The 14,791-nt window shown below is 62.6% G+C and carries 11 protein-coding genes; 3 read left to right on the top strand and 8 right to left on the bottom strand.

Annotation, left to right across the window (positions count from 1 at the left end; all coding sequences use genetic code 11):
* Positions 1–358 precede the first annotated feature (358 nt).
* Positions 359–826: an Hsp20 family protein gene (locus HDE76_RS02405; RefSeq protein ID WP_179476739.1), complete on the top strand. Its 468-nt coding sequence runs from the start codon at positions 359–361 to the stop codon at positions 824–826.
* Between the two features lie 209 nt (positions 827–1,035).
* Here HDE76_RS02405 and HDE76_RS02400 read toward each other — a convergent pair whose 3' ends face one another.
* The 7 genes from HDE76_RS02400 to HDE76_RS02370 form a co-directional block, all read right to left on the bottom strand.
* On the bottom strand, positions 1,036–3,126 hold the full coding sequence (locus HDE76_RS02400; RefSeq protein WP_179476738.1) for an ATP-binding protein: 2,091 nt from the start codon (positions 3,124–3,126) through the stop codon (positions 1,036–1,038).
* Positions 3,123–3,455, bottom strand: coding sequence for a circadian clock KaiB family protein (locus tag HDE76_RS02395; protein ID WP_179476737.1), 333 nt, complete (start codon positions 3,453–3,455; stop codon positions 3,123–3,125). Before HDE76_RS02395 ends, HDE76_RS02400 begins: the two co-directional genes overlap by 4 nt.
* Positions 3,452–3,790, bottom strand: a complete 339-nt coding sequence (locus HDE76_RS02390) for a circadian clock KaiB family protein (RefSeq protein WP_179476736.1) — start codon at positions 3,788–3,790, stop codon at positions 3,452–3,454. The genes HDE76_RS02395 and HDE76_RS02390 overlap by 4 nt, the downstream gene beginning before the upstream one ends.
* Positions 3,780–5,492 (bottom strand): circadian clock protein KaiC, encoded by a 1,713-nt coding sequence (gene kaiC, locus HDE76_RS02385; RefSeq protein WP_218861904.1) that lies wholly within the window; start codon positions 5,490–5,492, stop codon positions 3,780–3,782. The genes HDE76_RS02390 and kaiC overlap by 11 nt, the downstream gene beginning before the upstream one ends.
* A 220-nt stretch (positions 5,493–5,712) precedes the next feature.
* Complete coding sequence (locus HDE76_RS02380; protein WP_255457541.1) at positions 5,713–8,844, bottom strand: CusA/CzcA family heavy metal efflux RND transporter; 3,132 nt, start codon at positions 8,842–8,844, stop codon at positions 5,713–5,715.
* Positions 8,841–10,010: an efflux RND transporter periplasmic adaptor subunit gene (locus HDE76_RS02375; protein ID WP_179476734.1), complete on the bottom strand. Its 1,170-nt coding sequence runs from the start codon at positions 10,008–10,010 to the stop codon at positions 8,841–8,843. Before HDE76_RS02375 ends, HDE76_RS02380 begins: the two co-directional genes overlap by 4 nt.
* Before the next feature lie 22 nt (positions 10,011–10,032).
* The gene (locus tag HDE76_RS02370; RefSeq protein ID WP_184505218.1) at positions 10,033–11,622 is read right to left on the bottom strand and encodes an efflux transporter outer membrane subunit; all 1,590 of its coding nucleotides are present in this window, start codon (positions 11,620–11,622) and stop codon (positions 10,033–10,035) included.
* Between the two features lie 399 nt (positions 11,623–12,021).
* On the opposite strand from HDE76_RS02370, the gene HDE76_RS02365 reads away from it, so the two are divergent.
* Entirely contained in the window at positions 12,022–12,246 is a 225-nt protein-coding gene (locus tag HDE76_RS02365) for a hypothetical protein (RefSeq protein WP_179476732.1), read from the top strand.
* A 70-nt stretch (positions 12,247–12,316) separates the two neighbouring features.
* On the opposite strand, the gene HDE76_RS02360 is transcribed toward HDE76_RS02365, so the two are convergent.
* A complete protein-coding gene (locus HDE76_RS02360) occupies positions 12,317–12,595 on the bottom strand; it encodes a hypothetical protein (protein WP_179476731.1) in 279 nt (92 codons plus the stop codon).
* 267 nt (positions 12,596–12,862) lie between these two features.
* On the opposite strand from HDE76_RS02360, the gene HDE76_RS02355 reads away from it, so the two are divergent.
* A complete protein-coding gene (locus HDE76_RS02355; protein ID WP_184505216.1) occupies positions 12,863–14,623 on the top strand; it encodes a diguanylate cyclase in 1,761 nt (586 codons plus the stop codon).
* Positions 14,624–14,791 lie beyond the last annotated feature (168 nt).

The following is a 14,791-nucleotide window of genomic DNA, read 5'->3' as shown; positions in this document are numbered from 1 at the left end:
TGGTGGGCATGGCGCACGTGCGGCGGCCAGTGTCGATGAACCGCCGTGATCGTTTGTTGCAGAACAGGAATACACGCTCAGGCTTACGAAAAGCTTCGCCGGACGGCGCGAGCTTTCGTGCCCCCTTGCCGTGCGGATATGAGGCGCGCTGCGTATCAGGAAAGATCGAAGTATTTCGCAGTTCAACGTGCTTCTACCTCACTCATGTGGGCGCACACAAAAACCTAAATAAATCCTGAAACGGGGGTCTTGAAAACATGCCGTGGGGAAATTATTTTTCTGTGCGCCGGCCATCCAGGCGGCGCTGCCACCTCATGGTGAGGTGACGGATTCCATATTGCTCCCAGGAGGATATGTCATGCGTACCAACCTCGATTTTGCTCCCCTGTACCGTTCCAGCGTGGGTTTCGACCGCGTGTTTGCCCTGCTCGAAAACGCCTCGCGCGCGCAGGTCGTGGATAACTGGCCGCCGTTCGATACGGTCAAGCTCAGCGACGATGCCTATCAAATCACCATGGCCGTCGCCGGCTTTGCCGAAAACGAATTGGACATTTCGATGCAGCCCAACTTGCTGATCGTCAGCGGCGAGCGCAAGGCGAACGACGAGAATGTCGAGTACCTGCATCGTGGCATTGCCAATCGTGCGTTCACCCGGCGCTTCGAGCTGGCCGATCACGTGCATGTCACTCAAGCGCAGCTGGTCAACGGCCTGCTTACCATCGAGCTGAAGCGCGAAGTGCCGGAGGCGATGAAGCCCCGCAAGATCGCCATCGGTGCGAGCCACGAGGCAACCCAGCCGAAGCTGGTGGAAAATCGCGCCGCATAAGACCGCGACGCATCGGGTCGACCGGGCCTTGCCCCAGCCGCCGCTGCCATAGAGTGGAGGCAACGGGTCGGCAACGATCTCGACTATGGAATGGGCGGCTCGCCTCGATGCGAGCCGCCTTTTTATGCGTTCGGTTCAAGCATGAGCGGAGGCTGCGATCGGGACAGTCGCGACCGAGCGCGATAGGTTGTTGTGGTCGATCGGCGCGATCAGCGCTCTGCGCCGATCGCCGATTTCACGGCCAGCGATAGATCCACGCGGTTATAAGGTTTGCGAAGTATCTGCAGGCCTTCGTCCATATCGTCGGTTTGAAAGCGCTGGGCAGTGTAGCCGGAAGTCAGCAGCACGGGTATGTGCTTGTAATTGGCCTTGATCTCGCGTGCGAGCTCGATGCCGCCCACTTCGCCCGGCATGATCACGTCAGTGAAGACCAGATCGATCGGTGCGCCCGAGTCGATCAGGGTCAACGCCTTGTTGCCGCGGTCGGCTTCGAAAACCATATAGCCGAGTTCGCGCAGCATGCTGCTGGCGATTTCGCGCACGTCGTCGTCGTCTTCCACCACCAGAATTGTGCCGTGGCCCTTTACCTCGCGGGTCGGTGCACGGTCGTCGGCGCAGACGCTGGGTGCCTCGGCGTGGGGCAGGTGGATGGATACCGACGTGCCTTCGCCGACTACGCTTTCGATGGTGACGAAACCGCCGGACTGCTTGGCGAACCCGTAGACCTGGCTGAGGCCGAGACCCGTGCCCTTGCCGACTTCCTTGGTCGTGAAGAAGGGCTCGAAGACTTTCGACACCACCTCGGCGCTCATACCCGTACCGGTATCGGCCACAGTAACGACCACGTAGTCGCCGGCGACGGTATTGTTCAGTGCAGCGGTTTTCGATCGTATCGTGCGCATGCTGGTAGAGACGGTGAGTTTGCCGCCCTGGGGCATGGCGTCGCGTGCGTTGATCGCCAGATTAAGAATTGCCGTTTCCAGCTGGTGCGGGTCGGTGCGCGCGTGCAGAAGGGCGGGCGGATCCTTGATCGTGACTGCGATCGTCTCGCCGATGGCGCGATCGAGCAGGTTTTCGAACGAGCTCAGCAGGGCTCCTATGTCGACCGACTCGGTGCGCAAATCCTGCCGGCGCGCGAACGCCAGCAGCTGCTGGTTGAGCTTGGCGCCGCGCTCCACGCCGTGCCGTGCCGTGCTGAGGTAGCGGATGGTTTTGGCGTCGCCGCCCACGCGGCTTTCCAGCAGATCGAGACTGCCGGCGATCACCATCAGCAGATTGTTGAAGTCGTGCGCCACACCACCGGTGAGCTGACCGATGGCCTCCATCTTCTGCGCCTGGCGCAGCTGCTCGTCGATCAGGCGACGGTCGGTAACGTCGGAGACCACGCCGGCGATGCGCACAGGCCGGCCCTCGTCATAAAACGTCAGGCCCTTGATCTGAACCCAGCGCAGCGACCCGTCGTTGCGCCGGCGAATGCGCTTTTCCAGGTCGATAAAGCCGCTGCCCATCGCCATGGCAAACGCATCGGCGACGGCGCGTCGGTCTTCGTCGACGAACAGCTGCGCTGCTGCCTGCGGCGTCCATTGGGCCACGCCGATATCGCCGATGATCTGATCGAAACGGGCCGACCGCGTGGTTTTGCCGGTGAGCAGATCCATGTCCCAGTTGCCCATGTCGGCTGCATCCAGCGCCAGCCGCAGCTTGTCCTCGGTGCGGCGGCGCTCGTCAATTTCGTTCGCGAGCTGCTGGTTGGCGGCGGCCAGTTCATCGGTGCGCTTGCGGCTGCGGGTGAGGTCGGTGATCACGCCGCAGAGCAAATCCGGCATGCCCGCTTCGATTGGCATGTCCGCGACTGACATGTTCACCGGCACACCGCCCTGTGCGTCCGTAGTAATGAGATTGAACTCGGCGGAGCGTCCTATGACCGAGCCACGCGCCAGCAGTTGATCGAACACCGGGCGATCTGCTGTCGCGACGAAATCCTGCAAATGCCGCCCAACGAGCGCCTCGCGTCGCACGCCGGTCAGCGTGGACAGGCGCTGGTTGCAATAGAGAATGGTGCCGTCCAGGCCCAGCGTGAAAGCGCATTCCTGCATTTGCTCGATCAGCAGACGATAGGGGCGGTCAGCGTTTTCCAGCGTGTAGATCAGCTGGCCTTCGGGGCCACCGATGACTACCGCGTCTACCTCGCCGGTGCGGATCGCTTCGAGGGTTTCGTCGGCCTCGGTCAGCCGCGCCTCCAGGTCGGCGATGCGCAGCAGCGCTGCGACCAACTCTGCATTGCTCTCCGTGCCGCTCATTTCGATCGGTTATGCGCCGCGCCCACGGGCGCCAGGTTGAGGCCGGCCAGCACGCGCTCTTTATCCGACAGGTCGCCGATGATGCGCCGCAGCGGCTCAGGGAGAATTTTCACCAGCGTTGGCGTGGCGATGATCTGCAGATCGCGCGTGGCTTCGGGGTTTTCGTAGACGTCGATGATTTCCAGGTCATAACGTCCATGCAGATTTTCGTCACAGATCTTTTGCATGTTTTCGATAGCACGTGCCGATCGTGGTGTGGAGCCGGTGACAAACAGGCAAAGCTTGTAGCGTCCGGGGTCAGGGATGGGCACGGCGGCGTCCGAGGTCATGACGTGCTGGCCAGACGCGGTCGAATGTCCAGACCCACCAGCACCTTTTCCGTATTCGACAAATCGCCGATCACGCGTTTCAGCGGCGGCGGCAGCGTGCGCACGAGGGTAGGCAAGGCCACGATCTGGTCGCCGGCAGCAAGTTGTGGCGTCACAGTCAAATCGATGACCTCGATGGAGTAGCGACCGGAAAGATGGTCTTCGCAAATCGCTTTAAGGTTGGCGATCGCAGCCAGCGACTTTGGCGTCTGCCCGGCCACATAAAGCCGCAAGTTGTACGCGCCCGCCTCGGGGCTTTCTATTTCGATGGAATGTTGGTCTGCATCACTGGCCATGCTGCTGCCCTCGCGCTGTCGCCATCGTTGAGCGATCGCTGCCGAGCGTTGCCTCTCTGGCTTCTTCCTGCTCGATGATCCTCCGCACTTCGTCTTCTTCGCGTGCAAGATCGGCGTGCAGTTCGGCAATGCGACGTTCTGCCGCCTCGCGCTTGCGCGTGAGTTCGCGATGCATTTTCTGGATATTTTGCTGACGCGCCTTGCTGGCCTCGCGCTCGCGCGCTTCCTGCGCCAGCCGCGCCGTGCCGGTAAGCACACCCTCCGGACCGGCGTAGACGTCGACGAAGTGGATGCCCTTGTCGGACAACTGGTATTCGCGCAGCTGCTTGGAATGGCTCATGCCGCGTGACTTGAGGATATACAGCACGCGATTGCGCTCGCCGTTGGCCTCCATGTCGGTCAGCGAAATCCAGGTGTCCATCAGCGAGGACACGCTGCGCTCGCTCTCGTTCATCTGATCGCCGACGGTCGACAGGCTGGTGAAGACCGCCGTGATACCGCGCGATTTGCAGATATCCGCAATGCGCACCAGCGTGGCGTGAATTTCCATCGACGGGCCACGGAAGGCGGATATCGGATCGACCACGATCGCCTGTGGATCGAAACGCTCGATGTCGCGATACATCCGCGCCAGATGCATCTCGAAACCGTAGATACTCGGTCGCGCCGCCTCGAAGCGCAGCAGGCCACTGTCTGCATGCTGCTGCAGATCGAAACCGACCGAGCGCATATTGCGTGCGATCTGCTCGGGCGATTCTTCAAAAGCAAAATACAGGCAGCGCGAGCCACGCCGGCACGCCGCATCGACGAACGCCGCGCCGTAGGTCGACTTGCCGGTGCCGGCCAGGCCGGAAATCAGCACGCTAGAGCCGCGAAAATAGCCGCCTGCGCCAAGCATCGCGTCCAGATCGTCGACGCCGGTCGAAACGGGCTCCAACGAAATCTTGTGCTTCAGGCCGGCCGAGGTGATCGGTAAAACGGTGATACCTTCGGCGTCGATCAGGAACGGATATTCGTTGGTGCCGTGCGCGGAACCGCGGTATTTGACGACACGCAGGCGGCGCGTGGTGATCTGGTCCTCGACGCGGTTGTCCAGCAGGATCACGCAGTCGGACACGTACTCCTCGATGCCGAACCGGGTCAGCTGACCCTCGCCACGCTCGGCGGTGATGATCGCTGTGACGCCCTTGTCCTTCAACCAACCGAACAGCCGGCGCAACTCGGCGCGCAGCAACGCAGTGTCCGAGAGACCCGAGAACAGCGCCTCGATGGTATCGAGCACGACGCGCTTGGCGCCGATGGAGTCGATCGCGAAGCCCAGCCGCACGAACAGCCCTTCCAGATCGTAGTCGCCGCTTTCCTCGATTTCGGAGTGCTCGATATGGATATGGTCGACCACCAGCTTCTTGTCCGCGACCAGATCGGCCAAGTGATAACCCAGCGAAGCGACGTTTTCCTCCAGATCCCGCGCGCGCTCCTCGAAGCTCATGAACACGCCCGGCTCGTCGTAAGCGGTTGCGCCGTTGACCAGAAAGGTCATCGAGAACAGCGTTTTTCCGCAGCCCGCCGCGCCGCACAGCAGCGCAGGGCGACCTTTGGGCAGGCCACCCAGGGTGATATCGTCCAGGCCCCGAATGCCTGTCGGCGTCTTGGCGAGACCGGCCGCAGCGGCCGAAGCGTGATGATCTTGCTGATGCTGCACGTAACACTCCCGTGGAAGAGCGCGCGCAGGTATTTGGCGGCGCTGTGTGGCGGCGGGCAAAGGCCCATCTTCGACCCACGAGCGGATTATCGCAGGTGGGCCAGTAAAAAAAGCCCCGTCAGACTCGTGGAAGGCGGGTGAAACCCGCGTCGAGGGTGACATCACGCCGTACCGCATTCGGCGCAGCAGCCCTGCGCCTGACAGGGCGGAAGGCCTGCGGTCAGACTTCCAGCCGATCGTCTTTGCGGGCCACCAGAGCGTACAGCGCTGGCATCAGAAAGATGCTGATCAGCAGTCGAGTAAACAGCCCACTGACGATCACCAGCGCGAACGGCCGCTGCGTATCCGTGCCCACGCCGGTGGCCAACGCCGCCGGCAGCAGGCCCAACGCCGCGACCAGGGCGGTCATCATGATCGGGCGCAGGCGCAGGATGGCGCCCTGGCGAATCGCCTCGGTCACGTCGATGCCGCCACGCCGCAGTTCGTTGACGTAGGAAATGTAGACCACCGCTGTTTGCACCGACACACCGAACAGCGCCAGGAAGCCGATGCCGGAGGACACCGAAAACGGCGTGCCGGTAAGCCATAGCGCCACGATGCCTCCGACCGGCGCCGACAGCAGCACGCCGGCCACCGTGATGAAAGGGAACTTGAAGTTGCTATACAGGGTGAACAGCAGCAGGAAGATCAAGCCCAGCGTCAGCGGCAGGATGATGTTGAGCTGCGCGCGCGACGCGGTGTATTCGGAGTATTCGCCGCCCCAGTCCAGGCGATAACCCTGCGGCAGCGTGATCTTCTGGTGGACCTGCCCGATGGCGTCCTCCACGGCACCGGCCAGATCGCGGCCCTCGACCGAAAACTGCACGCCGATATAACGCGAGTTGTCCTGTCGATAGATGAACGATGCGCCGTTGGTCACCTGGATGTCCGCGAATTCCCGCAGCGGAATATTCTGGCCACCAGGCGTGGCGACCAGGATGTTGCCGATTTCCTCAGGGTTGTCGCGATACTTCTGCTCCAGCCGCACCACGAGATCGAACTGCTTCTCCTGCTGCACCACCTGGGTCGCGACGTCGCCGCCGATCGCCGTGGTGATCAGGCCATTGATATCCGAAACGTTGAGGCCGTAGCGCGCGATGGCAGCACGATTGATCTTGATGCTCAGGCTGGGCTGCCCCAGCTCCTGCACCAGGGTCACGTCGCGGATGCCGCGCACTTTCTCCAGCACCTGCTTGATCGCTTTGCCCTTCTGCTGCAGGGTGTTGAGATCGGCGCCGAAGACTTTGACCGCGAGCGCGCTCTTCAATCCGGTCTCGGCTTCGTCCACCGCATCCTCGGCCGGCTGGGTGAAGTTGAAATTGATGCCGGGGAAGGCAGACAGCTTGCGGTTGATCGCGGCGATCAGTTCGGGCTTGGTGCGATAGCTGCCGCTCCACTGCGAATAGGGTTTCAGGCCGACATAGAACTCGACGTTGAAGAAGCCGGTCGAGTCCGTACCGTCATCCGGTCGGCCTAGCTCCGAGGCCACGGTCGTGACCTCGGGGAAGGTGCGCAGGATGTCGCGAATCTTTGGCGTGATGCGGGCTGATTCGTCGAACGAGATGGTGTACGGCATGGTCGCACGCACCCACAGCGCACCTTCGTCGAGCTGCGGCATGAACTCGGCGCCGATGCGGGGGATCAGCAGCAGCGAACCGAGCAGGACCACCGTCGCTGCCAGCGTCGTCACCCAGGGAAAGGCCAGGCACACGTCCAGCCCGCGGATATAGACCGATTTGATCGCCTCGAACACCACGTTGCGTCGCTCGCGCACGCCGCGGCGCATGAACCACGCGCACAGCACCGGCAGCAGGGTGAGCGTGACGATCAGCGAGCCGACCAGGGCGAAGATCATCGTATCGGCCATCGGCTTGAACAAGGTGCCCGACGGACCGGACAGCACGTAGATCGGCAGAAAGCTGACCACGATCACGGCCACGGCATAGAACAGCGGCCGATCCACTTCGGCCGCCGCATCGCGGATGATCGCGCGGATGCTCAGCGGCGAACCCTCGGTCTTGCGTTCGGCAATCTGGCGGAAGATGTTCTCCACCATCACGACCGCGCCGTCGACCAGGATGCCGAAGTCGATCGCGCCGATCGACAGCAGATTCGCCGACGCGCCTTGGACGTCCAGACAGATAAACGCAAACAGCAGCGCCAGCGGAATCGTGGTGGCGACGATCAGGCCGGCCCGAAAGTCGTACAGGAAAAAAATCAGCACCACGATCACCAGCAGCATGCCGCGCAGCAGATTGTCCTCGACGATCTTGGTGGTCAGCGTGATCAGGTCGGTGCGGTCGTAATAGGGCACGACCTTGACGTCTATGGGCAGCACGCCGTTATTGAGTTCGTTGGTCTTGGCCTCGACACGCTTGAGCACGTCCTGGGTTTTCTCGCCGGTGCGCAGAAGAATGACGCCTTCGACCGCGTCGTCCTGTTTCTCGTAGCCGAATTCGCCCAGGCGCGGTGCGATGCCGATCACCACGCGGCCCACGTCCTTGAGCAAAATCGGGGTGCCGTCATGTACGGCCAGCACGACGTTACTGATGTCTTCCAGGGTGTCCATACGGCCGAGGCCGCGCACGTAATAGAACTGCCCGCCCTGCGAATAGAAGCCGCCGCCGGCGTTGCTGTTGTTGGCGGCCAGCGCCGCTTCGATCTGCACAGCCGACAGGCCGACCGAGGCGATCTTGGCCTGGTCCAGCAGCACCTGATACTGCATCGTGCCACCACCAAAGCCCGAGTCGTCGGCTACGCCGGGCACGGACCGGTACTGCGGTTCCACCGTCCACGCTTCCAGCGTTTTCAGCTCCATCGGCGATCGATCGGGGCTTTGCAGCACGTAGCGATAGATCAGGCCCGAGGGGGCGGACAGCGGCGATACCGACGGCGTCACGCCGCTGGGCAGGCTGGGATCACCGAGTCGGTTGAATACTTCCTGGCGGGCGAAATTATTGTCCGTACCGTCGTTGAAGGTAATGATCACGTCGGACAGGCCATACAGCGAAATCGAACGCGCGTTGGCGACTTTCGGAATGCCGTTCATGGCCAGCTCGACCGGTACGGTGATGAGTCGCTCCACTTCCTCTGCGGCGTGACCGGGCCACTGCGTCACGATCTCGACGATCGGCGGCGAGAGGTCGGGATACGCATCCACCGGCAGGCGCTGCAGCGAGCGTGCGCCGGCGCCGGTCAGCAGCAGGGTCAACAGAATGATCAGCAGCGGCTGCGCCAGCGAGGAGCCGACCAGCCGGTTCATGATCGACGCCGTGCGCGAGGGCGTCTCGTCCGCAGGTAGTTGGTCGCTCATTGGTTTTGCATGAACTGGACGAAGATGCCGCCATCGACCACAACCTGGTCGCCCGCGTGCAGGCCGTCGGGAATATTGAACTGATCGCCGGTGCGCTCTCCCAGCGTGATGGCGCGCCGCGCGAAGCTGCCGTCCGGCTGCGCGATATAGACAAAGGGCAGGTTTTCGTCGTCGCGCAGAATTGCCGACACCGGCACCAACGTGCCCTGGCTTTCCCGCCGCGATTGAATGCGTGCAGTGACGTACATCTGCTTTTTGAGGAAATTACCGGGGTTGTCCACGACCACGCGGGCGATCACCGAGCGCGTATCCGGATTCACCAGGGCGGCGATGTTGTCCACGCGCCCGACAAAATTTTTGTTGTCGATGCCGGTCACCACTTCTGCCGGATCGCCGACGCTGATGGCGCCGAGGTCGGCACTGGAAACCTGCGCCATGACCCATACCCGCGACAGATCGGCAACCGTAAAGCATGCCGTCGTGCCGGCCTGCAAAAGCAGTCCGGGTGTGATCAGTTTTTCCGCTACGGTGCCGGCGATCGGGGAGCGGATAACGCCCTCGATGTGCGACAGCGTGTGGCCTTGCTGAATCCCCTTGATCGCCGCCGGATCGACGCCGAGGCCCAGCAGCGCCTGCAGGTCGGCATCGCGATCGGCTTCGGCGTTGACGGCGTCGGTTTGCGCCTGGTCGTTCTCGCGCTGTGCAACGCCCTCATGCTGGCCGAGATCCTTGTCGGCATCGGCCAGGCGTCGATCGGTTTTTGCCGTGGCGAGCGCCTTGGCGTAGGCGCTGACCGCGGCGGCAAAGTCCGGTGAATCGACCATGGCCAGCGGCTGGCCCTTGCTGACGTGGTCGCCCGGCGACACCAGCAGCCTCGTCACTGGACCGGAGAACGGTGCGATGACGCTAGTGGCCTGGTCGTTGTCGAAATCGACGGCGCCGGAGGCCTCGACCGTCTTGTGGAAAGTCGATTGTTTCACGGTGTAAAGCTTGATGTGCTGGCGCTGCTCGGTCGTCATTGTGACGTTGTGCGGCGTGGTGGACGCCGGCGCCGGATTGGCGTCATCGTCGGTTTTCGACGCGCAGCCGGTCATCAGCACGGCGAACACCATCAATGCTGTGAGCAGCGCAAAGGTCGGGCGCGCCGCGTGCTTTTTATTTGCCATGTCGCATGCGCTGCGAGGCGAATTACTTGTCATTTTTTGTCCGCATGGCATGGGTGCTGCTCGCAGAAGGTGGTTGGGCGCTAGTGTCAGCGTCGCTTGGCATCGATGGCGTGCCGGTGAGGTCGGCCCGGTTCCACCAGCCGCCGCCCAGCGCCTGAAACAGCCCGGCGGTGTCGGCAAAACGATTGGCCTGCGCCTGCACCAGATTGATGCGCGCCTGCTGGTAGCCCTGTTCGGCCGTCAGCAGCGAAAGGTAGTTCGCGTAACCGGCTTTCCACTGGCGCTGCGAGAGATCCAGCGTGACCTTGGCGGCATCGGCTGCGTGGGCCGATGCTTTCAGCGCGTCGGCATCCTGCTCCAGCGCGGTGAGGGTGTCGGCGACGTTCTGGAACGCGCTCAGCACGGTGCCGCGATACTGCTCGGCCGCTTCGACATACGCAGCTTTGGCGGCGCGTTCCTGATGCAGCAGCGTGCCGCCCTGAAAAATCGGCGCGGTGATGGTCGAGCCGATGTTCCAGAAACCGGTGCCCGACTGGAACACCTGATTGAGCGCGAGACCGGTGCTGCCGACGTTGGCGGTCAGCGCGATATTCGGCAGGCGGTTGGCGATGGCCACGCCGATCTGTGCGCTGGCGGCGTGCATATTCGCCTCGGCTTGCCGCACGTCGGGACGCTGCGACACCAGGGTCGAGGGCAGGCTTACGGGTAAATCCTGCGGGAGCTGCAGATTCGCCAGATCGAAGTTCTTATTCGGCAGCTGGTTCGGGAACTGGCCAACCAGCACGTCCAGCGCGTCTTTTTGTTGCGCCAGCTGTTTCATCAGCGGCGGCAGCGTGGCGACCACCTGCGCCAGCTGCGACTCCTGCGCGGCGACATCGAGCCGTCCGACGTAGCCCTTGCTCAGCTGGTACTGCAGGATCTTCAGCATGTGCGTGTTGATGTCGACCAGCTGGCGCGTCGCATCGACCTGCGCCTGCAGCGCCGCTTCCTGCACGACGGCCGCGACCACGTTGGTGCTCAGCGTGATCTGCGTGGCGATCGTCTGAAAGCGGACAGCCTGCTCCTGCGCTTTCAACGACTCCAGCGTGCGGCGGTTCAGACCGAAGATGTCCGGTGCATACGAGATGCTCAGCTGCGGGGTGAACAGGTCGTAGCGATACGCGTTGTTGCTAGGCACGGGGGCGAGCGAGCCGGGCGGGTCTTTTTCGCGCGAGGCCGAGAAGCTGCCCGAGACGCTGGGATAGAACACGCCGCGTCCGGCCTTGGTCGTTTCATTGGCGACCAGCAGCGCAGCCTGCGCGGCCTTGAGATCGGCGTTGTGCTCGAGCGACTGTTCGATCAGCGCATTCAGCGGTGCGGAATGAAACAGCGTCCACCAGTCGCCGGGGATATCGGCGCCGCTGGTGAATTGCTGCGCTTGGCCGCCGCTGAGGTTCTCTGTTGTGGCTGTGGTTGTCAGCGGATGATCAGTGTAAGCGGCAATCGTGGGCGCAGCGGGTCGTTTGAAGTTGGGGCCCACTGCACAGCCGGCCACCAGCACGCTGCAAAGCATGGTGACGCCGGCCTTACTGATCGGGCCCGACGCCTTATCTGATTTTTTTGAGATGCCCATAAACTTGCCGCCGGAGGTACGCGCCAATCGCCCGAATATCGAACAGCGCAGGCGGGCTAGATTTGAAAGCTCGCGACAGCGTCGATTCGATACATAGTAACAATGATGGCAAGGCCGCGAGGATAGGGCTTTCGCAGCGTTTGGAGAAGCTCTCAAATGGCGTCAGATGTACGCTTGGCGTCGCAATAGAGGGCGGTTCTGCCGCAATTACTTGCATGTCGCTCGCCAGCTTTTCGGCGCGGCTCTCAACCACATGGGCCGCGCCGAAAAACGCGCGCTCTCGTCTCTGGGAAACGACGGCGAAAAGGTATTAAACGTCACCGCTCGCCATCACGAACTCTTGTCTTATCTCCTGACACATTCGCACTGCAAGCTAAGGCGACCTCACGAGATATCACAATGAATACCACGACGTTTGTAGTGTGCGGCTTCCATCAGGGGCGCAAATTGAAGCCGCAGCATTTCAGTACCGAAGCGCAGGCGCGGGAGCACGCGCTCTACATGGGCAACACGATCGATTGCGTGGTACTGACCACCAGCACGGAGCGTTCGTCGACTCAGCGCGACTATCAGCCGCGCTCACTGACGCGAGCCGCGTGGGCGCCGGAGTTGGCTGAAGCCTGAGTTTTCAACGGGGCTTGGGCCGATTTCTGTCGGTCATGTGGCGTAGAGCTGACGAAGGCACCGGCTTAATTCAGTGCGGTGAGCCCATGCCCGGCTTCCAGCCACGTTGCTTGGCGAGATCCGTCGACGCGGACGTACGGCAGGCATAAAGAGTTGACCATTCCACCTGATTCTTCGCGGTACCGGCGTGGCAGGCGATCAGCGTGTTGGCGCGCAGCCGGTCATTGTCGAAGTATTGCGCCGGGTCGTAATGCGCCGCGCGCAGGGTCGCCGGATCGGGCGACTGCTGGCATGCCATGACCGAAAGGATCATGGCGGTGAAAAGGATGATTTTTTCGACGGCGGTCAAGACAGTGGGCTCCCGGGCTGTGTGAGCGCCACCATTGAGCCACTGCCGGCGCCGGATGGCAATGGGAAAATACGCCGTTCGTAGCGATAGTCGGCCGATGCGGGTGGGTCCGTCGTCGGCAACGTGAACCGTGGCATGCCATTCGGCCGGCCGCTGACGTGCCGCTACCGAGTTGTCAAGGCAGGTGGGTTAATCTAGCGGCGAACAGCTTACTGACACTTGAGCCTGATCGCGATGCAGACAGCCGAAACCACGAGTGCGGGGCCGATGCGGGACGTTGGTGAGCAATCCCGCATCGCACGCCTGCGATCACTGAATATCCTGGATACGCAGGCCGAGCCGCTTTTTGACGCCATCACCAGGGCGGCGGCGCTGGTCACCGGCATGCCGATCGCGCTGATTACCCTGGTCGACGAGAGGCGCCAGTGGTTCAAGTCCAACGTCGGACTTGCCGGCACCGCCGAAACGCCACGCGATATCGCGTTCTGCTCCTATACGATCCAGGGCGATGACGTGATGGAAGTTCCGAACGCGCTCGGCGATGCGCGCTTTGCCGATAATCCGCTGGTGACCGGCAGCCCGGACATGCGCTTCTACGCTGGCGCACCGATCACTCTGCAAGACGGCCTGCGCATGGGCGCGCTCTGCGTCATTGACCGCCAGGTCAACGCACTGACGGACGATCAGCGGCAGGCGCTGCGGGAGCTGGCGAGGGCCGCGTCGGAGGCGCTGGAACAGCGCGCCGTGCTGCTGGAAAAAAATGCGGCACTCGAGCACGAGGCAGAGATCGCCGACCGGTTGGAAAAAAAATTGCGCGCCAGCGAGGCTTTTCTGGACCGGACCGGGCGTGCGGCCGGCGTTGGCGGTTGGCAGGTGGACCTGACCACCGACGAAATCACCTGGTCCGACGAAACATGCCGCATCCACGATGTGCCGCCGGGCTATGCGCCTACGCTGAAAGAGGCGCTGGATTTTTATGCGCCGCAGGCGCGCGAGGTCGTGCAGGCGGCCGTGCAAAAAGGTCTGGAAGAGGGGCGGGCATGGGATCTCGAACTGCCGTTTATTACCGCCACAGGCCGCCATATCTGGGTCCGTGCCGTCGGCAACGTCGAGCTTGAGAACGGTGTGCCGCAACGGCTGGTGGGTGCGTTTCAGGACGTGACCTTGCGCAAGCGCGCGGTGAAGGCGCTGGAAGACAGCGATCGGCGCTTCCGCAAACTGTTCGAATACAGCCTGGGCCTGATCTGCACGCATGATGCCGACGGCATTCTGCTTTCGGTCAATCCGGCGGCGGCGCGCTCGCTGGATTACTCCATCGCCGAGCTGCTGGGTCGTTCGCTGGCGGACATCATGCCGCCGGGGCGTCGCGCCGGCTTTCAGAGTTATCTCGACCGAATCTTCGCCAGCGGCTCCGATTCGGGCGTGCTGGAGCTGATCGGCGGCGACGGCAGTTTACGCATCTGGGAATACCACAACGTCCTCGATGAGGATGATGACGAGCCTTACGTATTGGGTCACGCACAGGACGTCACCGAACGCCAGCAGCACCAGCGCAAGCTGGAGGAGTGGTCGATACGCGACCCGCTGACGGGCTGCTTCAACCGCCGATTCGTCACCGAGCTGGCCGCTTCCATCGGCGAGCTGGACCGCTGGGGCTGCATCACGTTCGATCTGGATCGCTTCAAGCAGATCAACGATCAGTTCGGCCATCAGCGTGGCGATGAGGTGCTGGTGGGCATGGCCAAATTCCTGTCGAACCATCTCCGGCCGGAGGACGCCGTGGTGCGGCTGGGCGGCGACGAGTTCGCGGTGCTGCTGCGGCACGCCGACGGTGAACTCACCCAGAGTGTTGCCAAGCGGATCGATGACGATCGGCAAACCGCGCCGATCGGTTTCACTATGGGAGCCGCTTATCGACATCCCGGCGAGCCGCTGGAGCACATGCTGGCCGAGGCCGACAAGCGTCTTTATGAAGTTCGCGCGGCGACGCGTTCGCCGGCTGGCGCGGAGCGCGGGCAGCAGCGCTAGCGATTCGGCGCGTCTGTCCGCGTCGTACGCTCATACATCCCGATCCGGCAAGCCGTCGCGAGAACCTTTGCCGAGTGGTAGGTTTGGTTTGCATGAATCGTGTCTGGCGCGCGCCTCGCGGTCGAGTAGAATCTAGGGCAGGGGAACTCGAATAACCCGCAAGACTCG

The organism is Rhodanobacter sp. ANJX3 (assembly GCF_014200755.1).
GTDB lineage: Bacteria > Pseudomonadota > Gammaproteobacteria > Xanthomonadales > Rhodanobacteraceae > Rhodanobacter.
This window is presented reverse-complemented; position numbering and strand designations above follow the sequence as displayed.

Excerpts from the sequence above, each read along its gene's own strand:
- HDE76_RS02405 (WP_179476739.1), top strand. The coding sequence starts at position 359 with ATGCGTACCAACCTCGATTTTGCTCCCCTGTACCGTTCCAGCGTGGGT.
- HDE76_RS02400 (WP_179476738.1), bottom strand. The coding sequence starts at position 3,126 with ATGAGCGGCACGGAGAGCAATGCAGAGTTGGTCGCAGCGCTGCTGCGC.
- HDE76_RS02395 (WP_179476737.1), bottom strand. The coding sequence starts at position 3,455 with ATGACCTCGGACGCCGCCGTGCCCATCCCTGACCCCGGACGCTACAAG.
- HDE76_RS02390 (WP_179476736.1), bottom strand. The coding sequence starts at position 3,790 with ATGGCCAGTGATGCAGACCAACATTCCATCGAAATAGAAAGCCCCGAG.
- HDE76_RS02380 (WP_255457541.1), bottom strand. The coding sequence starts at position 8,844 with ATGAGCGACCAACTACCTGCGGACGAGACGCCCTCGCGCACGGCGTCG.
- HDE76_RS02375 (WP_179476734.1), bottom strand. The coding sequence starts at position 10,010 with ATGGCAAATAAAAAGCACGCGGCGCGCCCGACCTTTGCGCTGCTCACA.
- HDE76_RS02370 (WP_184505218.1), bottom strand. The coding sequence starts at position 11,622 with ATGGGCATCTCAAAAAAATCAGATAAGGCGTCGGGCCCGATCAGTAAG.
- HDE76_RS02365 (WP_179476732.1), top strand. The coding sequence starts at position 12,022 with ATGAATACCACGACGTTTGTAGTGTGCGGCTTCCATCAGGGGCGCAAA.
- HDE76_RS02355 (WP_184505216.1), top strand. The coding sequence starts at position 12,863 with ATGCGGGACGTTGGTGAGCAATCCCGCATCGCACGCCTGCGATCACTG.